The organism is Bradyrhizobium paxllaeri (assembly GCF_001693515.2).
Taxonomy (GTDB): Bacteria; Pseudomonadota; Alphaproteobacteria; order Rhizobiales; family Xanthobacteraceae; genus Bradyrhizobium; species Bradyrhizobium paxllaeri.
In genome coordinates this window covers 6,329,432-6,351,961 of record NZ_CP042968.1, presented here as the reverse complement: position 1 = coordinate 6,351,961, position 22,530 = coordinate 6,329,432, and the positions used below count along the sequence as shown (strand labels likewise).

Below are 22,530 nucleotides of genomic sequence, written 5' to 3'. Positions count from 1 at the left end.
GCATGTCCTCTCTCACGATGATCGAAGCGATCCGCGATGCCATGGATGTCATGATGGCGCGGGACGATCGCGTCGTCACCTTCGGTCAGGACGTCGGCCGTTTCGGCGGGGTCTTCCGCTGCACGGATGGTCTGCAGCGCAAGTATGGGCCATCGCGCTGCTTTGACACCCCGATCTCCGAAAGCGGCATCGTCGGTATCGCCGTCGGCATGGGTGCGTATGGACTAAGGCCCATCGCTGAAATTCAGTTCGCCGACTACATGTACCCGGCCTACGACCAACTGGTGTCGGAAGCGGCGCGGCTGCGCTTCCGCTCGGCCGGCGAGTTCAGCTCACCTATCGTCGTGCGCATGCCCTGTGGCGGCGGCATCTTCGGCGCGCAGACCCACAGCCAAAGTCCGGAAGCGCTGTTCACACATGTTGCGGGGTTGAAGACGGTTATTCCATCGAACCCGCATGACGCGAAGGGACTGCTCATCGCCGCGATCGAGGACGACGATCCCGTGATGTTTCTCGAGCCGAAGCGGATCTACAACGGTCCCTTCGATGGTCACCATGACCGGCCAGTCGTGCCGTGGTCGAAGCACGAGCTGAGCGAAACGCCGGAAGGCTACTACACCGTGCCGATCGGCAAAGCGGCGGTTCGCCGTCAAGGCACCGATGTGTCGATCCTTGCCTATGGCACCATGGTCCATGTCGTCGAGGCGGCGCGTCAGTCGGTTGGCGTCGACGCCGAGATCATCGATCTCAGATCGCTGGTGCCGCTCGACCTCGAGACCATTATTCAATCAGTCGTCAAGACAGGCCGCTGCCTCATCGTACACGAGGCAACCCGCACATCGGGCTTCGGCGCCGAGCTTTCTGCGCTGATCCAGGAGCGCTGCTTCTACCATCTCGAGGCGCCGGTCGTTCGCGTGACCGGGTGGGATACGCCTTATCCCCACGCGCAGGAGTGGGACTATTTCCCGGGCCCTGATCGCGTCGGCCGCGCGCTGACCCGGCTGATGGAGAGCTGAGAATGCCCGTCGAGCTAGTCAAACTTCCCGACGTGGGAGAGGGCGTTGCCGAGGCCGAGATCGTCGAATGGCATGTCGCGGTCGGCGAGACGGTCAGGGAGGATCAGATCCTGGCCGCTGTCATGACGGACAAGGCGACGGTTGAGATTCCTTCGCCGAGGGCGGGCGTGGTCGTCGAGCTCGGCGGAGAGCTGGGCGCGCGTCTCGCGGTTGGGAGTCCCTTGGTAGGTATTCGTTTTGGCGCAAATGATGACGTCGCCAACGACAAAGCCGTCGCTCGGCCTGACGGTCGCGCTTTAGCAAACGATGTGCCGGTTGACCCACAAGCAGGTTCTCTGGTCCAGGCGGAACAGCCTTATGATCGTCGGCCGAACGATGGCCACCCTACCAATGCCCATCGCAACGGCGCGGCCGGTGTCGAGGTGAAGCTCGCTCCCGTGCGGTCGATTGCGTCGCCCGCAATCAGGGCGCGGGCGCGTGAGGCAGGAATTGATCTTCGTCTGGTTTCGGGCAGCGGGGCCGCCGGCCGAATCACGCATGACGATCTCGCCGGCTACGTTCAAAACCGATCGACCGCGAGCGCCGGTCCACGGATCGCGCAACGCGACGATTCTGTCGAGCAGATCAAGGTCGTCGGCCTGCGCCGCAGGATCGCCGAGAGAATGGCGGAGTCGACCCGGCGTGTGGCGCATTTCTCCTATATCGAGGAGGTCGATGTTACGGCGCTCGATGAACTGCGCAAACAGCTGAACGCGAGGTTTGCCGGGAGCCGGCCGAAACTGACCGTCCTGCCTTTCGTCGTCGCGGCCCTGGTGCACGCAGTGTGCGATTTTCCGCAAGTCAACGGAACCTATGACGACGACAAGGAACTCGTCAGCCGGCATGGCGCCGTTCATGTCGGCATCGCTACACAAACTCCTTCAGGCCTGATGGTGCCGGTGCTCTTCCATGCCGAAGCACTCGATCTCTGGACCAGCGCAGCAGAGATCAAGCGGCTCGCGGAGTCAGCACGGCAGGGCAGCGCACGGCGCGAAGAGTTGAGCGGCTCCACCATCACCGTCACCAGCCTCGGCGATCTCGGCGGCATCGCAACGACGCCTGTTATCAACCGGCCGGAGCTGGCGATCATCGGGGTCAACCGGATGATGATCCGCCCGGTATGGCAGGGCGATCAATTCGTTCCCCGCATGATGATGAACCTGTCGTCCTCGTTCGATCATCGCATCATCGATGGCTTTGAGGCTGCGCAATTCATCCGGCGCACGAAAGAGCTGCTGGAAGCGCCGGCACTTCTACTGGTTGGGAACTGACATGCAGGATAGCGCCGCAGAAGTCGTGATTATCGGCGGAGGGCCTGGCGGCTATGTCGCGGCCATTCGTGCCGGGCAGCTGGGATTGCGCACCGTCCTCATCGAAAGTGCGGCGCTCGGCGGCACGTGCCTGAATGTCGGCTGCATCCCTTCCAAGGCGCTGATCCACGCTGCGGACGCCTTCCACAGCGCTGGTCGTCACGGCGAGATGACGTCGTTCGGCTTGAGCGTCAAACAGGTGCGACTTGATTTCGCGCGCACCGTCGCGTGGAAGGATTCGGTCGTGAACCGCCTGACCGGCGGTGTAGCGGCGTTGCTCAAGAAGAGCGGTGTGTCGGTGATCCCGGGCATGGCCGAAATCGTGGATGGCAAGACCGTCACGGTTGTAACGGCGGGCACGACAATGTCCTATCGTGCCAGGCATCTCGTTCTCGCAACCGGCTCGGTGCCGCAGGCGATCAAGACCCTGCCATTCGCTGGCAATGTCATCTCATCGACCGACTTGCTGTCGCTGCCGGAAATTCCCGCGCGGCTCGTGGTCGTCGGTGCGGGCTATATCGGTCTTGAACTGGGGATCGCCTTTGCAAAGCTCGGATCGAATGTGACGGTTGTCGAGGCCGATGAGCGGATCCTGCCTAAGTGGGATACGGCGCTAACGCGGCCGGTGGCGCGCAGACTGGAAGAACTCAAGGTAAGCGTCATCACCTCGGCGCAGGCGCAGGGGCTGACCGCCGGCGGCGAGAGCCTTCTGATCGAGCAGCGCGGGCATGGCCTGCGCGAACTGCCGGCCGACAAGTTCCTGGTCGCGGTCGGGCGCGAGCCTCGCACCAAAGGGTTCGGGCTGGAGCGGCTCGACCTCGCGATGGACGGAAAATTCGTCAAAATCAATGACCGTTGCGAGACGTCCATGTCCAACGTCTGGGCGATCGGCGATCTCACGGGAGAGCCGATGCTGGCGCATCGCGCCATGGCGCAGGGCGCGATGGTGGCGGAGATCATGGCGGGAAAGCGCCGTTCCTTTGACGCCGTCGCCATTCCGGCGGTCTGCTTCACCGATCCGGAGGTCGCATCAGTGGGATACACGCCGGAACAAGCCAAGATGGACGGTCACGACGTCAAGGTCGCGACATTTCCCTTTGCTGCCAACGGCCGGGCCCTGACGCAGATGGATGATGCGGGTTTCGTACGGATCGTGGCGCGGGCCAGCGACCACCTCGTGCTGGGAGCGCAGGCGGTAGGGGCGGGGGTGTCGGAATTGACGTCCTCACTCGCACTTGCCATTGAGATGGGAGCGGTGCTTGAAGACATCGCTGGCACCATCGGCGCCCACCCGACGCGGAGCGAAGCAATTCACGAGGCTGCGTTCGGCGCTTTGGGGCGCGGCTTGCATGTCTGATGGAAACGATAACGAACCAAGAGGAGACGTCATGCAGCAAGATCAAACTCTGGAGCACAACCCGTCAAACTCGGCACGGGTTTACCGCAACTACATCGCCGGCCGCTGGGTCGATGCTGCCGATGGACGGCGTCTCGCGATTCCGGATCCGTCCGATGGCTCGCATCTTGCGGACATTGCCCGGGGCAGCAGCGAGGACATCGATCGCGCGGTTCAGGCTGCCCGGGCGGCGTTGGCCGGCGAGTGGGGACGTTTGTCGGCGACCGAGCGCGGTCGCATTCTGCATCGGATCGGCGAGGGCGTCCTTAAGAATATCGACCTGTTGACGGAGCTCGAGGCGCGCGACGTCGGCAAGCCGCTGAAGCAGGCGCGGGCCGATGTCGAGGCGCTGGCGCGCTACTGCGAATTCTACGGCGCCGCGGCCGACAAGGTTCACGGCGATACCATTCCCTATCGGTCGGGATTCACTGCCCTCACGATCTATGAGCCGCATGGTGTCACCGCTCACATCATTCCCTGGAACTATCCGATGCAGATCATCGGGCGCAGCCTCGGTGCGGCGCTTGCGATGGGCAACGCCGCTGTCGTGAAGCCGGCGGAAGAAGCCTGCCTCACGGTGATCGAGTTCACCCGCATCGCGGAAGAAGCGGGATTGCCGGCTGGCGCGCTCAACCTTGTCACCGGCACCGGCGAGGAAGCTGGCGCGGCCTTGTCCGCCCATCCCGGCATCAATCACATTTCCTTCACGGGCTCGGTGACGACGGGCGGTCTGGTGCAGGCGGCCGCCGCGCGCAATGCCGTGCCGGTTACGCTGGAACTCGGCGGTAAATCGCCGCAGGTGGTGTTTGCCGATGCCGATCTCGATCGGGCGCTGCCGTTCCTGGTGATGGCAGGCATTCAGAATGCCGGCCAGACTTGCTCGGCGTCGTCGCGGATCCTCGTCGAGCGATCGGTCTATGAAGAGGTCGCTTCACGCATGGCCGATGCCTACCGGAAGCTGAGGGTGGGGCCGGCGCTGTCCGATCTCGATGTCGGCCCCGTGGTCTCGCGTCGGCAGAAGGACATCGTCGAAGGCTACATTGCGCTGGCCGAGCGTGGCGGCGCGCGTCTCGCCGCGCAGGGCACCATCGTGGCCGATGCGCCTGCGGGCGGCGCCTATGTCACGCCGACCTTGATCCGCGACGTTCCGCGAAGCCACCGCCTTGCGCAGGAGGAAATCTTCGGGCCCGTCCAGGTGATCATGCCGTTTGACGGCGAGCAGCAGGCAATCGAGCTGGCAAACGGCACGCCCTTTGGCCTCGTTTGTGGAATCTGGACGAGCGATGGCGGCCGGCAGTTCCGCCTGGCGCGGGCCATTCAATCGGGACAGGTCTTCATCAACAATTACGGTGCAGGCGGTGGCATCGAGCTGCCGTTCGGCGGCGTCAAGCGTTCGGGCCATGGCCGCGAGAAGGGCTTTGAGGCCCTCTACGGCTTTGCCACGACCAAGACCATTTCGATCTATCACGGCTGACAAATGCGAATGCCGGCGGCGATGCGCCGCCGCCATTCGCCAGGTGATCGCGTCAGATGCAACGGCCGCCGTCGACTTCCATGGCGACGCCCGTGATCATGCTGGCCTCGTCGGAACACAGGAACGCTGCGGCGTTGCCCATGTCCTCGGGCGTGGAGAAACGGCCGATTGGAATCGTCGAGAGGAATTTGGCGCGGATCTCCGGCGTGTCCTGCCCCATAAAGGTCTTGAGCAGCGGCGTTTCGCCGGCGACGGGATTGATGGCGTTGACGCGGATGCCGAACGGCGCAAGCTCCACGGCCATGGCGCGCGTCGCGGTGATGACCCAGCCCTTCGATGCATTGTACCAGGTCAGGTTTGGCCGCGGGCTGACCCCGCCGGTGGAGGCAACGTTGAGCACGACACCGTATTTCCGCTGCTTGAAATGCGGCACCACGGCCTTTGCGCCATAGTAGATCGACTTGATGTTGACGTTGGCGATCCTGTCGAACATCTCGTCTGTCACGGTTTCCAGCGGCTGCGGCGTGTGACCGACACCCGCGTTGTTGACCAGGATGTCGAGGCCGCCGAATTCCCGATGGGTTTTCTGCACGACCGCTGCGAAGCCGGATTCGTTGGAGATATCGGCGACGGCCGCGATGGTCCTGCCGGGAAGTGCGCCGGCCACGCGCTCTGCGGCGGCCTCGTCGCGGTCGGCAATGACCACGCGCGCGCCTTCCTCAACGAATTTGCGGACGATGCCCTCGCCGAAGCCGGAGCCGCCGCCTGTCACGATTGCGATCTTGTCTTTCAGTCTCATGGCGATCCTCTTTGCTAATATTGTTCGGAATTGGCTCGCGCGCGCCTTGCCATGGCAATGCGATCGCCAGCAAAGGCGCGGGAAGTGGATTGCTTTGCAAATGAACGGTCGGAAGGAGAGGGGGCGCCGCGGTCAGGACGAGTCGTCGAGAACGGCGGCTCTTGCAGCCTGTGCGGCGTTGTGCCTGTCGCCCCATGCCCCGCGCGACCTTTCGAGGTGGCGTTGCATGGTCGCTTCGGCGCCGGCCCGGTCGCGCTTCGATACATAGTCGAGCAGCTTGAAATGTTCGGCCGCCGATTGCTTGAGAAAATCCCGCGGCGAGTCGTTGCCGGCAAAGCCGTGCAGGCGCACGCGGTCTCTCAGCGTCTCGACCAGCTTGGCAAGCGAGCGATTGCCGAGCGTGGCAATCAGCTGAACGTGGAATTTGAGATCCGCATCGAGAAACGCGATCAGATCGCCGGCGTCTGCCGTTTGCTGCGTGGCCTCGGCCAGTTGATAGAGTTCGTCGAGTTGCTGCTTCGACAATCCGCCCTGGGCGATGTCGCCGACGCTTGGCACTTCGAGCAGAAGGCGGATGGCGAAGGTCTCATTGAGTTCGCTCAGCGACAGCGACACCACGCGAAAGCCGCGGTTGCGCTCCGCTTGCAGCAGGCCTTCGCGTTCGAGATCGAGCAGGGCTTCCCGCACCGGCGTTGCCGACACGCCAAGTTCGGCCGCCAGACGGGGGACCGAATAGAGCTGATCCGGCTGCATTTGCCCGGTGATGACCAGGCCGCGGATAACCTGTCGCGCCTGTTCGCGCAGGCTTGGCGCCGAAACCAAACCCAAAGGACCATTTTGAAGCGCTTCCATGCGCCTTCGTAGCAGGGGGCATCCAGATTCGCAACAATAAATGTGTGACATGTGATATGTTACTACTTGACCGGTCGAAAGTGCTGTGTGATGTTTTACTCAACGATAAAGGGAGGATTACAGGTGGCCGTAGATCGCATACTCATGATCGTTTCCGATACCGTCCGGACCCGATATGCTCGGTTACAACGGCGGTCACGTCCGCACACCGAACCTCGACCGGCTTGCCGCCAAGTCGATGGTGTTCGACCGTTATTATGCGTCGAGCTTTCCGACCGTCCCCGCCCGCTACGATTATCTTACCGGCAAGCCCGCTTTTGCCGGCGTCGGCTGGGGCGCACTGCCGCGCGCGGATCGCTCAATTGCAACCGCATTGACGGAAGTGGGTTACACCACGCTCGGCGTGGTCGATACGCCGTTCTACCAGGTCAACGGCTATTCATACGATCGCGGCTTCAATTTCTTCTACGATATGAAGTCCCAGCTCTTGGGAACGCCGCACTACTCTTCTTACAGCGCGCCCAACAAAACGAAGCGCCAGGGCGAAGGCAAGCTGCCGCAATGGCCGATCACCGGCAAGGTGAAGCCAGATCCCCGCACCGGCGAGATGGATTGTCCGGCGCCGCTCACCATGGTGCAGGCGGCGAAATGCCTGGAGCAGGTCTACGAGGACAAGTTCTTCGCACTGGTCGACACCTGGGATCCGCATGAGCCTTGGGATCCGCCAGCTTATTATACTCGCCACTATCTGCCCGATTATGCCGGCGAACGCGTGCATCCGCCCTATGGCGATTGCAAGAAGCACGGCATGACCGATCGCGATATCGCAGTCGCCCGCGCGCTCTATAGCGGCGAGCTCGAGCTCGTCGATCGCTGGATCGGCCATCTGCTTGACCAACTTGCCTATCTCGGCATCGAGGATTCCACCGCCATCATCTTCGTCTCCGACCACGGCTTCCTGCTCGGCGAGCACGGGCTGATGGGCAAGATGGTACGCCGCGCGCCCGGCGAAGCGACCTGGATGCGTTCGCCGCTTTACGAAGAGATCGCCAAGGTGCCGCTGCTGATCCACGTGCCGGGCGCAAAGCCTGGACGAACCAGCAAGCTTGCCTGTGCGCTCGATCTCGCGCCGACGATCTGCGATATGGCCGGCCTACAGCGTCTGCCCGAGATGCAAGGCTTGTCGCTGCTTCCTGCGGTAAGAGGCGAGGCGTTCGCAGGACGCGACCATGTGCTGACGGCGCTGCCGCTCGCCAATCCCGGCGAAAGCGTCGAAGTGGTCGACGATCTCATGCGGACCGTCGTCGAGTGGCAGCCAGTGACTATCACCACGCAGGACTGGTCGCTGCTGTATGCGACCCCGAGCGAGCCGATCGAGCTCTACGATCTGCGCACGGATCCGAAACAGACGACCAACGTCGCGACGATGCATCCTGAGGTCATCGCCAAGCTGGTAGAGCTCTACGCCGAGGATCTGCGTCGCGCGGGAGTTACGAAAAAATACTCCGACCCGCGCCTTGTGGGCTCCCTCAAGGCCGCATCCTAGCGCGCGGCTGCGCGCTTTGGTGCGCAGCCCGAAATTCCCCTTCGACCGGGCTGGTGGAGAGAGCTATGAGGGCCTACATCACGCGAAGGCAATTTCTTGGCTCCACCGGGGCGGGGTTTGTCGCCCTCGGCTACGGCGCCGCGCCGGCGGGAGCGGCGGACGAAGCGCCGGTGCCCAAACGCGGCGGCGTGCTCACCATCGGCCAGGACGAGAATCCGATCGGTCTCGACCCGCACAAGACCGCCGCATTCTCGACGGGCAACATCGCCGAACACATCTATACCTGCCTGCTGAGGTGGGACGAGACGTCGAGCCATATCGAGCCTGATCTCGCCACCGCATGGGAGAAGCCGGATCCGCAGACCTTCGTTTTCCATCTGCGCGACGGCGTGAAATTCCACAATGGAAATGTGCTCACCAGCGAGGACGTCAAGTTCACCTTCGAGCGCCTGGTCGATCCTGCCACCCGCTCGCCATGGGTATCGATCTTCTCGGTGATCAAGGCGATCGAAACGCCGGATCCCAAGACGGTGGTGTTCCGCCTCGCCAGTCCGTTCTCGCCATTCCCCAACTATCTTGCCACCATCAAATATTCCGCGATCGTCAACCGCGAAGACGTCAGGCAGCGCGGCGACCTCGTCAAGGGTGGCGCCGGCACCGGGCCGTTCATGCTGGAGGATTTCCGGCCGAATTCGCTGATCCGGATGAAGCGCAATCCCGACTATTACGAGCTGGGCCTGCCTTATCTCGATGGCCTCGACTTCCGCATCATTCCCGATGAGGCCAGTCGCATGGCCGCTCTGCGGGCGGGCAGCGTGCAGCTGACCTGGCTCGGCCGCCCCGACTCGGCGACGCAGATGCGCGATGTGCCTGACATCGTGGCACCCGACCCAAAGTCCTATTCGCGGCTGATGCTGCTCGAGTTCGATCAGCGCAAGCCGCCCTTCAACGATGTCCGCGTTCGCCGTGCTTTCAGCCTGGCGCTCAACCGCGAGCTAATTACCAAGGTCGTCTGGCGTGGCTTCGCCGGCCTCACTGCGTCGCTGCCGCCAATGCAAGCGCCGTTCGCCGTTCCGAGCGGCGAGGTGCTCGGCTTGCCCTATATGAAAGAAGACGTGGTCGCGGCCAAGGCACTGATGGCGGAGGCCGGCTATGCCTCCGGCTTCGAGGCGGTCTTTGCGGTCTCGCCGGCCAACTACGGCGACGTTCAGATTGCGCAGATCATGCAGCAGATGGTCGGACGCATCGGCATAAGGATTAAGATCCTGCAGAAGGAATGGAGCCAGCTCGTCGCCGATTTTCAATCGACGGAATCGCCGATGTCGATGGCAGGCTTGGTTTGGGGCCCGGATCCCGACACCAACATCTCGATCCGGCTGGACTCGAACTCCACGGTCAATCCGGGCAAGACGGCCGATCCCGTGCTGGACGAACTGCTGGCCAAAGCGCGGCAGAGCTATGACGAAGCCGAACGAACCAAGCTCTATCGGGCGGTGCAGCAGCGCGTGGCCGATATGGCCTACATCATTACGCCTTGTGCCGCGGCGCTGCGCTGGGAGATGTGGTCGAACAAGCTGCAGGGTTACCGCGCTGTGCCGTCGGCGCAGCGGGTCTATCTTCGGCAGTCCTGGCTGCAATAGGGCGCGTGCAGCGAGTTCGAAGGGAGTAGGCGATGCTCAGATATGCCGCGGGACGCATCGTTCTCACCGTGCCGGTGCTGTTCGGCGTTTCGCTGATGAGCTTCGCCATTATTCATCTGATCCCCGGCGATATCGTCAGCGTGCTGGCCGGGCCCACGGTAGCGCTCGATTCGGAAGCCGCCCAGAACATCCGCCGCTCCCTGCATCTCGATCAGCCGCTGCCGGTGCAGTATGGAATCTGGCTGATGGGCGCGCTGCGCGGCGATTTCGGCAATTCGCTGGTGATGGGATTGCCGGTCGCCCCGCAGATCGCCTCGCACTTGCCGGTAACGCTGGTGTTGACCGCGATGTCACTGCTTTTTGCGATCGCGGTCGGATTGCCCGCAGGCGTCGCCACTGCGAAAACCCGCGGGCGCTGGCCCGATCTTTTCATCCGCGCCGTGGCGCTGCTCGGCCTCTCGACGCCACCATTCTTCGTCGGTGTTGCAGCCGTGCTGCTGCTCTCGCTTTATTGGCCTTCGTTCAAGATCCTGAGCGCCGTCGACCTGCATCACGATCCGCTCGGCGGGATTAGGACCTTGCTGCTGCCGGCCTTCGTGCTTTCGCTGGCTTCCGCCACCACGATCATGCGCTACACGCGCGCCGCCATGCTGGAGGTGCTGACGGAGCCCTTCATGGCGACCGCACGTGCCAAGGGCGCAGGCCGCCTACGCGTGCTGATCCGGCATGGTCTTCGCAATGCACTGCTGCCGGTGGTGACCGCGGTCGGCGTCACTGCCGCGCACCTCGTTGCGGGCGCAGTCGTGGTTGAGCAGGTGTTCGGCCTGCCCGGCATCGGCCAGCTCATGCTCAACGCGATCTACCACCGCGACTATACGCAAGTGCAAGCCACTGTGCTGGTAGTCACCACGCTGGTGGTCCTGATCAACATCGTGGTTGACCTCAGCTACTACGTGCTCGATCCGAGGATTCAGCAACATGGCTGACGCGCATCCGACCATGATCGACTTGGCGGATCGGCCGGCGGTACCGGCGGACGAGCCGGCAGCCGACGAGGAGGGCATCCGCTTCCTGGCGCGACCCCGGCTGCGCTGGAATCTGCCGCTTGCAGTCGGTGCTGCGATGGTGCTGCTGTCGATCGTCCTTGCGGTCGCCGCGCCCTGGCTTTCCGGGCACGATCCGCTCGAGATTGCCGATGCCTCGCTCTCGCCGCCATCAGCGCAATACTGGCTGGGCACGGACCAGCTCGGGCGCGATGTGCTGACGCGCATCCTCTATGCGGCGCGCAGCTCTCTTGCGGTCGCCTGCCTGAGTGCCGCGCTAGCGTTTGCATCCGGCACGGTGATCGGCCTCATTGCCGGATACGCCAGCGGCCTGGTCGATGCCTGCCTGATGCGCCTTCTCGACATCCTGCAGGCCTTTCCCGCGCTGCTGCTCGCGATTGCACTGGTGGCGGCGCTCGGGCCGAACCTGCCGAATCTCGTCCTCACCATGGGTCTGCTGTTCATGCCGCGCTTTGCCCGCGTCGCCCGCGCTTCGACGTTGTCGGTGCGGGAGCGGGATTACATCGCTGCGGCCATCGGGCTTGGCGTCTCGCGTGCGCGGACGATGTACCGGCATGTGCTGCCGAATATCGCGGCACCGCTAATCGTCGAGGCGTCGCTGACGGTGACGATCGCAGTGCTGACCGAGGCTTCGCTGTCCTTTCTCGGGCTCGGCGTGCAGCCGCCCGATCCGACCTGGGGCGGCATGATCGCCGAATCCACCTCGGTGATGGCGCTCGCGCCGTGGCTCGCCCTTAGCCCGGGGTTTGCCATTGTGTTCGTCGTCGTCGGCTTCACGTTCATGGGTGATGGTTTGCGCGATGCGCTGGATCCAAGAGGTTGATCGATGCTCGACAAATTGAAGGCTGAAGCAGTGAGCGACCTGCCGTCCGATCTTCACTGGATGTCCGCCTGGCAGATCCGCGAGGCTATCGTGACACGGCGCTTATCAGCGACCGAAGTCGCCTGCCATTTCATCGAAAGGATCGATGCGCTCGATCGACGCCTCCACTCGTTCTTCACGGTGTCGGGGGAAGCGGCGCTGGACCAGGCCAGGGCGATCGATCGGCGGATCGATCGCGGCGAGCCTGTCGGCGCGCTGGCGGGTGTGCCGGTGTCGATCAAGGATCAGTTCTGGACCAAGGGCATCCGCACCACCAGCGGCTCGCGGATCTATGCCGACCACGTGCCGGAGGAGGATTCGCTACACGTCGCGCGCGTGAAGGCGGCCGATGGCGTGATCATCGGCAAGACTGCTACGCCTGAATTTGGGACGTTCTGGCGCACCACCGGCCGCGTCGCGCCCGAATGCGTCAATCCCTGGGATCCCCGATGCACGTCTGGGGGCTCGAGCGGAGGGGCGGCGGCGAGTGTCGCAGCCGGCTTCGGCCCGCTGGCGCTTGGGAGCGATTCAGGTGGATCGATCCGGCTACCCTCAGCAATGTGCGGGGTGCTCGGCTTGTTGCCGAGCAACGGCAGGGTACCGCAGCACGGCTCGCTCGGATCCACGCTGTTCCTTTGCAGTGCAGGCCCGATCAGCCGCGACGTGCGCGATGCGGCCACATTGCTGCAGCTACTGGCGCAGCCGTCCGTCGACGATTCCCTCTGCCGGCTGGATGAACCGCCCGACTACCTTTCCGGGCTCGATGATGGCATCGCGGGACTGCGGCTCGGATGGTGGGAGGATCAGAGCATCTCGGCTCAGGTCGATGCCGCCGTGATCGCCGCGATCAGGAAAGCTGCGTTTGGCCTTGGCTCGCTCGGTGCCAACTTTGTCGATGATGCCGTGACGTTCGACACGCAGGGGGTGGACGAAGCCTGGCGGGTGCTCGACTTCGTCGATCGTTACGCCGCGCTCGGCGAGTCGCTCTATACCGACCCGCTGGCACGGCGCAAGCTGACCCCGTATGCGCGCGAGCGATTTGCCTGGGCCAAGGGCGTGAGCGGCGCCGATTATTCGCGCGCGGTGCGCCGGCGCGCCGATTTTATCCGCTCGTTCGAGGCCGCCTTCCGCAGCTGCGATCTCGTGCTCTCGCCGACGCTCGGCTTCACCGCGCCGGTGATTGAATCCGTCGGTCCCGCCCAGCGCATCCCGGCGCTGGTCGCCCATACGCTGGCTGTCAATCTCGCCGGCTGCACGGCCGCCTCAATTCCCTGCGGCTTCGTCGATGGAATGCCGATCGGCCTGCAGGTGATCGCGCCGCCCAATCAGGAGGCGCTGGTGCTGCGCGCGGCGCGTGCCTTCGAGCTCGCATGGCCGTGGGTCGGACGAAAGCCGAATGTCTGATGGAGGATCGCGCGATGATCGAATGGCCACGCGTTCTCGCACCGTTCGCCGGGCTGCACGCCATCGCGCCAACCTTGCCGGCCGGCCTTGCCGACGGAATCGTTCGCGCGCCTGCGCGGAGTGGGCCGAACACGGCAGGTTCGCCGGCTCGCCTCTGGATCATTTCGACCGAACTCCTGATCGAAGCCGGGCCAGACGAAGGGCCGCGGTTTAGCGGGGCATGACCATGTCGCTCCTGCGCGTTGAAAATCTCCGGACCTATTTTGACACGCGATCCGGCGTGATGAAGGCCGTCGACGGTGTCGACTTCGACGTTCGTGAGGGCAAGACGCTTGGCATCGTCGGCGAATCCGGCAGCGGCAAGAGCGTCACCGCACTCTCGATCATGCGCTTGATCGAGAGGCCGGGCCGCATTCTGGCGGGCAGCCACATCTATTTCGAGGGCAGGGATCTCGCCGCGGCTTCCGAACGGGAGCTCGAGGCGGTTCGCGGCAATCGCATCTCCATGGTGTTTCAGGAGCCGATGACTTCGCTCAACCCGGTCCATACGGTGGGCAACCAGATCATCGAAGCCATCAGGCTGCATCGTCGCATGAGCGCACGCCAGACGCGCGAGCGCGCCATCGAACTGCTGGAGCTCGTGGGGATTCCGTCACCCGAGCGCCGCGTCGACGCCTTTCCGCACCAGCTGTCCGGCGGCATGCGGCAGCGTGTCATGATTGCGATGGCGCTTGCCTGCGAACCCAAGCTCCTGATCGCCGATGAACCGACGACGGCGCTGGATGTCACCATCCAGGCGCAGATCCTCGAGCTGCTGCGGCAGTTGCGCGACAGGCTGGCGATGGCGGTGATCCTGATCACCCATGATCTCGGTGTCGTTGCTGAGATGTGCGACGATGTCGCCGTGATGTATGCGGGCGAGGTGGTGGAGCGCGGTTCCGTCGACGCCATCTTCCGCAGTCCGCAGCACCCCTATACAGAGGCGCTGTTGCGGTCGATCCCACTATTGGGAATGACGCAAGCCGAGCCGCTCAACATGATTCCCGGCGTTGTCCCGAGCGCGCTGCATTGGCCGGAAGGCTGCCGGTTCGCCGCGCGTTGCAGTTATGCGTCCCAGCATTGTCATCGCCAGCCGCCGGCATTGGTCGCGACCCGTTCGGGATTCGCAGCCTGCTGGTTGCGCGGCAATGCCGCCGAACTATCGCAGCGGGGAGCAGCAACAAATGCATGAGCCGTTATTGTCCGCCCGCGACGTCAAGAAATACTTTCCGGTCGGTGGCGGGTTGTTCCGGCGCAGCGTCGCCTATGCGCGGGCCGTCGATGGTATCGATCTCGACATCGCCCCGGGAGAGACGCTCGGCCTCGTCGGGGAATCCGGCAGCGGAAAATCCACGCTCGGGCGGATTCTGGTCGGGCTGATGAAGCCAAGCGCCGGAAAATTGTCGTTCGACGGCGCGCAGATTGGCGATCTGGCAGGCGCGGAGCTGCGGCGCTCGCGGCGCGAGCTGCAATTCATCTTTCAGGATCCGAGCGGGTCGCTCGATCCGCGCATGAAGGTCGGCGATATCATCGCCGAAGGCCTCGATGCCCAGGGCCTGGAGCGCGGCGCGCGCGAGCGGCTGATTGCCGAAATGCTGGACAAGGTGGGACTGCGGCGGGAAGCCGCGCACCGCTATCCCCATGAATTGTCTGGCGGCCAGCGGCAGCGCGTCGGCATCGCCCGCGCCCTCGTGCTTCGGCCGAAACTGGTGGTCGCCGACGAGCCGGTTTCAGCGCTCGACGTTTCGATCCAGTCACAGGTGCTGAATCTTTTGGTCGAGCTCAAGCGCGAGCTGCGGCTGACCTATGTCTTCGTCTCGCACAATCTGGCGGCGGTGAGCTACGTCAGCGACCGCATCGCCGTAATGTATCTTGGCAGGCTCGTCGAGCTCACCTCGACCGAGCGGCTCTGTCGCTCGCCGCTTCATCCCTACACGAAGGCATTGTTGTCGGCGGTGCCGGAGCCGATTCCCGGCCGCCAGCGGCAGCCGATATTGTTGCGCGGTGACATTCCCAATCCGATCGAGCCGCCCTCCGGCTGTCGCTTCCGGACACGCTGTCCTTTGGCGCAACCGACTTGTGCGGAAAGGGAACCGCAACTGATGCCGAAGTCGGTGGCGGATCATCTCGTTGCCTGCCATTTGGCATGATCGGCCCCGCCGCCGTGCTCGATACCAGTGCCCACCATGTAAATCAGGATCTTAGTGAGAAACCGTTGAGACGGCCGAACTGGAACGGGTCCACGGACGATTGCAGATTTTTGCTGACCGTGACGCCTTGGTAACACCAGGCGACGGGTGCGATCACAGAGAGAAATTCTAAAGTTCAAATCCTGGTTGTGTCGAATCCTGGGATCGCGTTGCCGATCCTGTGCGCGCACCGCTACTGACGTCGCCCGCGATAACTCTGCAGTTTCAATGGGTACGTAGACTCGGCGATCGACGCAGCGCGGCTTGTGGCATTTGTAGGTGCATCGTTGTGACAAATTTGGTCCGTGTCAGGGCAGTAGATGTCGCTTGCGCCGCACGTGGAGCCTCACTCAGGATTGGAAACGCATCATTCATGTGCAGGCTCGACGCCCGCTGCATTGTTGCAATTCATAATCTCGCCAGATTGGAAGACCACTTGTGCGGCGACAACAACCGGTTGTTTGGCGACAAAAGGGCCAACTTGGGAAGGCCGCAGTCTCTGGCTGTTCAACTGTCGTTCGGTAGCTCGACTGTTTGTCAGGGGAGAGGTCATGTGGTCGCGCAGCCTGTTGGTCCAGAATCTGTTGGTCCCGAAAAAGGCCAAGTCAGAAGACGACGTTGCCGACAGTGCCAATGCGGTCGCCGAACGGCCGATCTCCTCTGAGATGCAGATTGTGCCGCCGCTGAGCGGCAACTTTGAGCATGCACTTGTCAATGCCGTTCTCTCCGGCGAGGTCGGCGCGGCGAGCAGATTTCTCGAGCACGTCTCGACGACACTGTGGTCGATCGTCGTGAAGCTGGTAGGCGATGGAGCCGAGGCGGAGGCTGCATTCCTTCACATCGTCGCATCGCTGAAGGCTGACGATTATACGCGGCTGCGGGGGTTCGACGGGCGTTCACGTATTACGACTTACTTGTCGCTTGTCGCTCGCGATGTTCTCGCCGACGAGCTGGCGGGGCAGTTCAGCAAAACGCCACACGAGGCGTGGGAGAGATTCTCGCGCTACTTCGAGGCAGACGTTCGCAGCCGGATCGCCAAGCAATTGCCGAGTAGACTTGGTAGAGCCGGTCGCGAGGACGCGTATCAGGAAGTATGCCTCAAGCTGATCGAGAATGATTTCCGTCGCATCCGCTCTTACGGGGGCCGCGGCAGTTTCACTGGCTATATTCTGACCGTAGTCGATCGTCTCTTGATCGATCTCGTGCGGCGTGAAACGCCTCGACGGCGTATGCCGGCGGCGATTTCCCGTTCGCCGCCGCTCGACCAGGCGATTTATACGGCCGTCGTATGGGAGGGTTGTCCGCTGGACGCCGATCGGCTTGCCGCTGCGCTACGCGGCAGGCTGGCGCAAGATCCGACAGCTGCTGACATCGCCGAGTCGATCGCGCGCCTTGCCGGTATCGTGAAGCTGGAGCGCGCGTCGCCCGCGACCGAGGCTGTCTCGCTTGACGCATTGCTCGGTGAAGGCGGAAGCATTTCGATCGCGGATTCATCGCCAACTCCCGAGGACCGGTTGCTGCTCTTTGAGGAGGAAGAGCGCCGCACAGCTCTCGTCGCCGCTATCAATGCGGCAGCAGAAAAGCTTCCTTCCGATGAACGGTTGTATCTTCAGATTGTATTTTCGGCCAATGAGCCGTTGCCAGCACGTGGCATTGCGCGGCTGATGGGTTGTCCGGTCGAGGACGTCTATCGTTTGAAGCAGCGCAGCCAGAAATGGTTAAAAGAAATTACGGTGCAATTGGAAAAGAATTCCGATATGTCCGTCTAAACATGGGTATTGGAACTCTGTCCGATGATTGAACGCCTCAGTCACGAACCGGCGTCTGTACCCGCCGAGGACGACGGTCGCTCTGACCGGCTGCAGGCGCTTGAGCTGCTTCGCGCACAACTGTCGCGGACCATTTCCGAAGGATTGGGGCAGGGCTCCGCTGCAGCAGGTCAATGGGGCGAGATCGACAACGCAGAGATCGCCGCGTTTCTCGATGGTTCCCTGTCGCGGGCAGAGTGGGATGCCGTCGCCACGAGGCTTGCCAACGATCCGGCAGCCCGCGCGGAGTTGGCCGCCGCGGTGGCATTGCTGGACGAAATCCAGGCGCAGCCTGCGACAGTTCCTGCGGGCTTGATGGCGCAGGCGGCCGGCGTTCTTGCTGCGCCGGAACAGAACCGGCCGCAGGTTTCGGCCGTGGCGGTTGCCCCGGTTGCTTGGTACCGGCGTTCGGTTGCATGGTCGGGCTTCGCCCTGGCCACCCTGGCTGTGATCGCGGTCCCGACTGTTGTGAAGATGGTTGGAGACAGCACAACGATCGCGGTCAAGCATGACGACGCAGGTGATGCGATGGGCCGCGGAATCGTGGCGACCCCGTCCAAGAAGAAAGATGCCCAGTCGTGCATTGAAGCGAACGAACAGGCCAAGAAATCGACGCCCGATAACATGGGAAGTGACCGCGGTACTGTAATCGAGTATCAGCAAGGCAAGGCGCCCACCAAAGACAATGATCCATGCGGGCCAAAGCCGGCGGGGGCCGGCAAGCATGAGCGCCCCGCTTCCGCAGGATCGAACTGACCTAAAAGCTCGACGCTTTAAGTCGTCCGAACCGCATCTCGTTTGCGGGCGGCAGGTTGTGTTCTGATCACAAGAACGGGAAGGAGACATCACGATAGCTGGCGACGGACCAAAAGTGAAAATCTGTCCGTCTTCTCCAGTGTTGTCGTACAAACTCACATTCCAAAGGAGAAGAATGTAATGCGCCACACAACGACGGAAGCTGCGATCGAATCACGCTTGAGCAAGCGCAGCGCGTTGCCGCTCCTGCATGTGGCAGGTGCTGTTCTGCTCGTCATTGCCGTCGCCGGGCCTGCACGCGCGCAGAACACCGGTATTGCCGCCTGCGACGACTTCTTGACGAAGTACGATACTTGCGTGACGTCGAAGCTTCCGGAGGCGCAGCGCGCGACCTACAAGGCGCAGCTCGACCAGACGCGCAAGACGTGGCTTGACATGGCCAAGAACCCGTCAACGAAGCCAGCCATGGAACAGAGCTGCAAGCAGACGATGGACGCGATGAAGACCTCGCTGCAAAGCTTCGGCTGCTCGTTCTGATGTAGCTGCACAAGAAGGCGTGGGACGTCCGTTCGTCCCATCCTTCGAGGCCTGGAGGTCATCCCACCAGAGCATCCGAAAACACCCGCCCCGCACTTGTTGCGGGGTGGGATATCGGCTTTCTTGCGAGAATTGCGGTTGCGCAGAGATCACGCTCAGGCAACAAGCCAAAGCGCGATGACAATTCTGAATCCGCTCGCTATTGACGAGTACTTCCGGCGAACCGTCGCGAAAGCAGGGGCGTGCGAAGGGAAATATTCTGCCCGTGTTATGGTCGCGACTGGTACGACTATCTCGCCTGTCGCGATTTGATTTCTTGGCAGCGGGCCGCGCGCAGCCCTGTCAAGGCGTCGCGCTGCAACAGTATCGGGCAAGCATTGCCGAGGTAATAGCTCTCGCCGCTCTCTCGCGCGACTTGCGCCACTACCGCGGTGCCGAGTGTGTTCCAGCAGGCTTCCGTGAGCGCCGCCGCTGCCTTGGCCTCATTCCAGTCGGGAGGCCGGCTGAGCGCGGCAATGACGGCGATTGCCAGATCCGGATCCGCACAGACCGCCGCGTTCGCTTCGGCCGGCACTTCGATCGCGATGGCGAAAAACGGCGCAGCGGCGGAACGGTTGAGCTTGCGTCCGACGAGACGGGCGGCGTCACGCGCGAGGTCGACGCGCACCGTACCGGCGTTCTTGGGCGTCGTGCGCACGAAGCTCTCCAGTCGCCGGCGGCAATCGACGGCGTAGGCCTGCTCAAGGCAGTCGCCGAACGCGGACAGGCCGATCGACGTGCGCAGGGCCAGGAATTTCGGGTTGTCGTTCAGGATCGGAAAGGTCGTGGCATAGTGCTCGAGCGCCGCAAGCCGATCGTCAAACGGTTGCGGCGACGTTGCAAGTGGAGTTAATTCGCCGATCGCGGCTTGCTCGGCCAACGAAGCCCAGTGTGCGTCACGCGCCGTCGGCCTCACCTTTGGCAGGTGGTCGCGGAGCTCGCTCCAGCTCTTCGCGGCCGCCAGAGCGTCGAGTTCGGCGATCGCAGGGTCGACCGGGGCAGCCGGCACAGCCTCGGTGGCGCGCTTGTCGACGTCGGAGAGCAGAGCCGCAGTTTGTGGTGCCGGCGGGTCGGCAGGTGTGGGGCGTCCGCTTGCGTTGAGCACGATCTCGCCAACGACCTGGTCGTAGTAGGCCGGCGTCTGGTCGCGACCGACGCTCGCCGCCAGCTGCCGGACCTCGATTTGCAGGCGCTTGGCAATCTGCACCAGCGTCAGGTCCTTCTCCGCCAGCCGGAGTATGAGGTTTCGCGTGAACACGGAGTTTGAGGCGCGCTCGGTGCTCGATAGCCGGTCGAGCGCGGTCTGCTTGGCGCCAGCGGAGAACATGATGAACACGCCTTCGGCAGGCGTCATCGCTGCGAGACCTCCGCTGCCCTTGAGCCCGCGCCCGCCCGGCCGCTCGAACGGATTGTTGCGGCAGGCGTCGAGCACGAGCACCACGGTGCGGGCGCCGCGCCCCTGCAGCCGGTCGATGATCCGGCTGGCTGGAATTGCGGAATCGCGGACTAACTCTTCCTGTCCTTCGCGGACCTCCGGCAGGTCCGTCGGCAGCAGGTAGTTCTGGCCCTGGATCTCGAAACCGTGTCCAGCGAAGAAAAACAGCGCGGTGTCGCCAGGTTCGACCGCCTTGTCGAACGCGAGCATCGCCTCGCTCATGGCACGGCGCGACTGGTTCTCTACGGAAATCACCGAGAAGCCGAGCTTGCGCAGTGCGGTGCCGACCGCGCGCGCGTCGTTGACGGCGGTCTGCAGCCGCGGAATGTTCTCATAGGCGTTATTGCCGACCAGCAGGGCAACGCGCTTCTCCGCGCGTGCGGGGGCAACGAAATTTATCGCGACGCTCAGCGCGAGGATCGCAAGGCAAAAGTTTTTCTTCGACATGAATGCTTTCGTCGATGCTATGGCGGGCTGATGGAGCGGCTGTCCCCGCCGGCTGGTCAAACGGTTCGGCGTTTGAGCGCCATTATTCGCCAATTCATTGTTGGTGGCCTCTGTGGCGGGATGATGGGCATATTGTGCCGGCTGCAAGCGGCGATGAGCAGGTCGGCAATGAAAAAATGGTCGAGATTGCCGATGTACTCGATTTTCAGCAATCTGCTAGAGCGCGATGACTTCAAGATGAATCGTCATCGCGCTCTTGCCTGTTATTTGAGCGTGATCTCTGGCAAACGCGGTCCGCGTTTGCTGCGAGGGAAAACGGTGTCTACCCTGCAACGAAGTGCGGAGCGGGGTTTTTCCGGATCATGCGTTAGGCGATACGATAGAGAAACGTAGCGACGATCGTCCATAGGCCGAGGACGATCGCGGCATAACCGAGCACGGTCTGATAGGGGACAATGGCAGCGCGAATCTGCTCGCCGCGCTGTGCCGCTTCAACGCTGCGGTTGAGAATGTACTTCGTCAGCAAGGCATAGCCGAGCAGCAGGCCGAGTGAGGCAATCAGCAGGCCGGTCGCGAGGTAGGTCAACCACCAGACCGGCACGTAGCTGAACCAGTTCAGGTTGATGATCGCGCTGATGATGATCCAGGCGCCCCACAGGCAGGTTATGAATCCGAACCACCCCTGGTAGGGTACCATCATTTCGATATAGGCCTTCGCGTCCGGACGCCTCGCGACGATACTCGAAGCGGCTGCAAGGGCGCCGAGCGCAAGCAAAACCAGCCCAGTAATCAGACCCGACATTGGATTCCTCTCTTTCTTGACAAGATAGCGCACCAAATTGCGGTGATATTTCAAGACGGCCTGCGGCCGTCGCCACCACATCACGATAGAGAGACGGACCGGCGAGGATTTTTCTCCGCGCCGGCTGCTGTAAATTCGTGCCCCGGGTAAAAGATTCAGCTACAGGAGGTCACCGATCGCAGACTTGAGGCGCGCCGAGGACGGTCGGCCTGTAACCGCCTCCTTCGCCTTGATCTCCACGATCAAGGCGTCGTCCGCCAGCTTGACGTCAACCTGGTCGGCGTCGCGGATGACGACGCGCCGCAATTTCGCCGCGATGGTCTCGCGTGCGATCGGTGAGGTGAGCATCTCCTCCAGCGTGTTTCCGGTGACCGCGATTGCGTCCGCCATGGCAGCCCATGCGGCGGAGTCATCGGACAGGCGCGGCGCGTCGAGCGAGATCGTGAGCGCCGGGGCGCCCGCGCCCCTGAGCCTGCGCCCGAGGGACTCGGCCCCGGTCTCGGCCTGCTCCTTCGTTGCCTTCTTCACGACGAGCGGCTCGGCGTCCTGGTCGCGATACGCGTCGGCCGAACCGCCCGACAATTTGTCACTGAATACGAGGATGCGGCCGGTTTCGTAGATCCGAAGAACCGAGACGCCGTCATCGCGCTTGAGCGTGATCGAATTGTATGGAGCCTGTTCGGCGGTCAGGGCCAGGATTTCGTCGGAGCCGTCGAAGCGCAGCTTGATCGGCGTTCCCATGCGGTCGATCACAAAGCCCATCAATCCGGTGCCGGTGCTGTAATGGCCGATGCGAAGCCGTGGGCCGTTCTCTGCGGCGAGGTCGCCGTGGCTGATGATCAAGGTGAGGGCGGCGCCGACGATCATTCGGAAACGTCCGGACATGGTAGACCTCACAACATCACGGCAATCCGCGGGATGCGGTATTGCCGACGAGCGCAGGGAGAAGTGAGAAGTAAATGCGGAGTTTTTGCGGCCGACACTCATGTTGAATGCGACGCATTCATTGTTCAAAGTGTTTCAATCAAGATAGGTGCTGCGATGACGCAGGAAAATCGCAGCCGCTGTCCGTCTAT

General features: G+C 62.9%; 20 protein-coding genes. 15 read left to right on the top strand and 5 right to left on the bottom strand.

What is annotated here, in order from left to right; all coding sequences use genetic code 11:
- Window positions 1-2: 2 nt before the first annotated feature.
- The 4 genes from LMTR21_RS30295 to LMTR21_RS30280 are packed head-to-tail and all read left to right on the top strand — an operon-like array spanning window position 3 to window position 5,235.
- On the top strand, window positions 3-1,016 hold the full coding sequence (locus LMTR21_RS30295; RefSeq protein ID WP_065751069.1) for an alpha-ketoacid dehydrogenase subunit beta: 1,014 nt from the start codon (window positions 3-5) through the stop codon (window positions 1,014-1,016).
- Window positions 1,017-1,018: 2 nt separating this feature from the next.
- A complete protein-coding gene (locus tag LMTR21_RS30290; protein WP_065751070.1) occupies window positions 1,019-2,326 on the top strand; it encodes a dihydrolipoamide acetyltransferase family protein in 1,308 nt (435 codons plus the stop codon).
- A gap of 1 nt (window position 2,327) precedes the next feature.
- Window positions 2,328-3,722, top strand: coding sequence for a dihydrolipoyl dehydrogenase (gene lpdA / locus LMTR21_RS30285; protein ID WP_065751071.1), 1,395 nt, complete (start codon window positions 2,328-2,330; stop codon window positions 3,720-3,722).
- Window positions 3,723-3,753: 31 nt separating this feature from the next.
- Window positions 3,754-5,235, top strand: a complete 1,482-nt coding sequence (locus LMTR21_RS30280; protein ID WP_246174467.1) for an aldehyde dehydrogenase family protein — start codon at window positions 3,754-3,756, stop codon at window positions 5,233-5,235.
- Between the two features lie 52 nt (window positions 5,236-5,287).
- On the opposite strand, the gene LMTR21_RS30275 is transcribed toward LMTR21_RS30280, so the two are convergent.
- On the bottom strand, window positions 5,288-6,034 hold the full coding sequence (locus LMTR21_RS30275) for a glucose 1-dehydrogenase (protein ID WP_065751072.1): 747 nt from the start codon (window positions 6,032-6,034) through the stop codon (window positions 5,288-5,290).
- 132 nt (window positions 6,035-6,166) lie between these two features.
- Window positions 6,167-6,886, bottom strand: a complete 720-nt coding sequence (locus tag LMTR21_RS30270; protein ID WP_065751073.1) for a GntR family transcriptional regulator — start codon at window positions 6,884-6,886, stop codon at window positions 6,167-6,169.
- 175 nt (window positions 6,887-7,061) lie between these two features.
- Between LMTR21_RS30270 and LMTR21_RS30265 the strand changes: the two genes are divergently transcribed.
- The 11 genes from LMTR21_RS30265 to LMTR21_RS30215 all read left to right on the top strand — a co-directional run bounded on the left by LMTR21_RS30265 (window position 7,062) and on the right by LMTR21_RS30215 (window position 18,731).
- Window positions 7,062-8,432, top strand: coding sequence for a sulfatase family protein (locus tag LMTR21_RS30265; protein WP_065751074.1), 1,371 nt, complete (start codon window positions 7,062-7,064; stop codon window positions 8,430-8,432).
- 65 nt (window positions 8,433-8,497) lie between these two features.
- The gene (locus tag LMTR21_RS30260; protein ID WP_065751075.1) at window positions 8,498-10,072 is read left to right on the top strand and encodes an ABC transporter substrate-binding protein; all 1,575 of its coding nucleotides are present in this window, start codon (window positions 8,498-8,500) and stop codon (window positions 10,070-10,072) included.
- Window positions 10,073-10,104: 32 nt separating this feature from the next.
- Window positions 10,105-11,058 (top strand): ABC transporter permease, encoded by a 954-nt coding sequence (locus tag LMTR21_RS30255; RefSeq protein WP_065751076.1) that lies wholly within the window; start codon window positions 10,105-10,107, stop codon window positions 11,056-11,058.
- Window positions 11,051-11,959, top strand: a complete 909-nt coding sequence (locus LMTR21_RS30250; protein WP_084030434.1) for an ABC transporter permease — start codon at window positions 11,051-11,053, stop codon at window positions 11,957-11,959. The genes LMTR21_RS30255 and LMTR21_RS30250 overlap by 8 nt, the downstream gene beginning before the upstream one ends.
- Before the next feature lie 3 nt (window positions 11,960-11,962).
- Window positions 11,963-13,402: an amidase gene (locus LMTR21_RS30245; RefSeq protein ID WP_065751077.1), complete on the top strand. Its 1,440-nt coding sequence runs from the start codon at window positions 11,963-11,965 to the stop codon at window positions 13,400-13,402.
- A 14-nt stretch (window positions 13,403-13,416) separates the two neighbouring features.
- Entirely contained in the window at window positions 13,417-13,626 is a 210-nt protein-coding gene (locus tag LMTR21_RS30240) for a hypothetical protein (RefSeq protein ID WP_141688128.1), read from the top strand.
- Between the two features lie 2 nt (window positions 13,627-13,628).
- Window positions 13,629-14,633 carry an ABC transporter ATP-binding protein gene (locus LMTR21_RS30235; RefSeq protein ID WP_430642485.1) on the top strand — a complete coding sequence of 335 codons (1,005 nt, stop codon included), beginning with the start codon at window positions 13,629-13,631 and terminating at the stop codon, window positions 14,631-14,633.
- Entirely contained in the window at window positions 14,626-15,591 is a 966-nt protein-coding gene (locus LMTR21_RS30230) for an ABC transporter ATP-binding protein (RefSeq protein ID WP_065751080.1), read from the top strand. The genes LMTR21_RS30235 and LMTR21_RS30230 overlap by 8 nt, the downstream gene beginning before the upstream one ends.
- A 590-nt stretch (window positions 15,592-16,181) precedes the next feature.
- On the top strand, window positions 16,182-17,399 hold the full coding sequence (locus tag LMTR21_RS30225) for a sigma-70 family RNA polymerase sigma factor (protein ID WP_065751081.1): 1,218 nt from the start codon (window positions 16,182-16,184) through the stop codon (window positions 17,397-17,399).
- Between the two features lie 24 nt (window positions 17,400-17,423).
- Window positions 17,424-18,194: a hypothetical protein gene (locus LMTR21_RS30220; RefSeq protein ID WP_065751082.1), complete on the top strand. Its 771-nt coding sequence runs from the start codon at window positions 17,424-17,426 to the stop codon at window positions 18,192-18,194.
- A 180-nt stretch (window positions 18,195-18,374) separates the two neighbouring features.
- Window positions 18,375-18,731, top strand: coding sequence for a hypothetical protein (locus tag LMTR21_RS30215; RefSeq protein ID WP_065751083.1), 357 nt, complete (start codon window positions 18,375-18,377; stop codon window positions 18,729-18,731).
- Between the two features lie 289 nt (window positions 18,732-19,020).
- On the opposite strand, the gene LMTR21_RS30210 is transcribed toward LMTR21_RS30215, so the two are convergent.
- From LMTR21_RS30210 to LMTR21_RS30200, 3 genes are all read right to left on the bottom strand, one after another.
- On the bottom strand, window positions 19,021-20,652 hold the full coding sequence (locus LMTR21_RS30210) for a caspase family protein (RefSeq protein WP_065751084.1): 1,632 nt from the start codon (window positions 20,650-20,652) through the stop codon (window positions 19,021-19,023).
- Window positions 20,653-21,019: 367 nt separating this feature from the next.
- Window positions 21,020-21,454, bottom strand: a complete 435-nt coding sequence (locus LMTR21_RS30205) for a hypothetical protein (RefSeq protein ID WP_141688129.1) — start codon at window positions 21,452-21,454, stop codon at window positions 21,020-21,022.
- A 159-nt stretch (window positions 21,455-21,613) separates the two neighbouring features.
- The gene (locus LMTR21_RS30200; protein ID WP_187399234.1) at window positions 21,614-22,339 is read right to left on the bottom strand and encodes a DUF4908 domain-containing protein; all 726 of its coding nucleotides are present in this window, start codon (window positions 22,337-22,339) and stop codon (window positions 21,614-21,616) included.
- Window positions 22,340-22,530 lie beyond the last annotated feature (191 nt).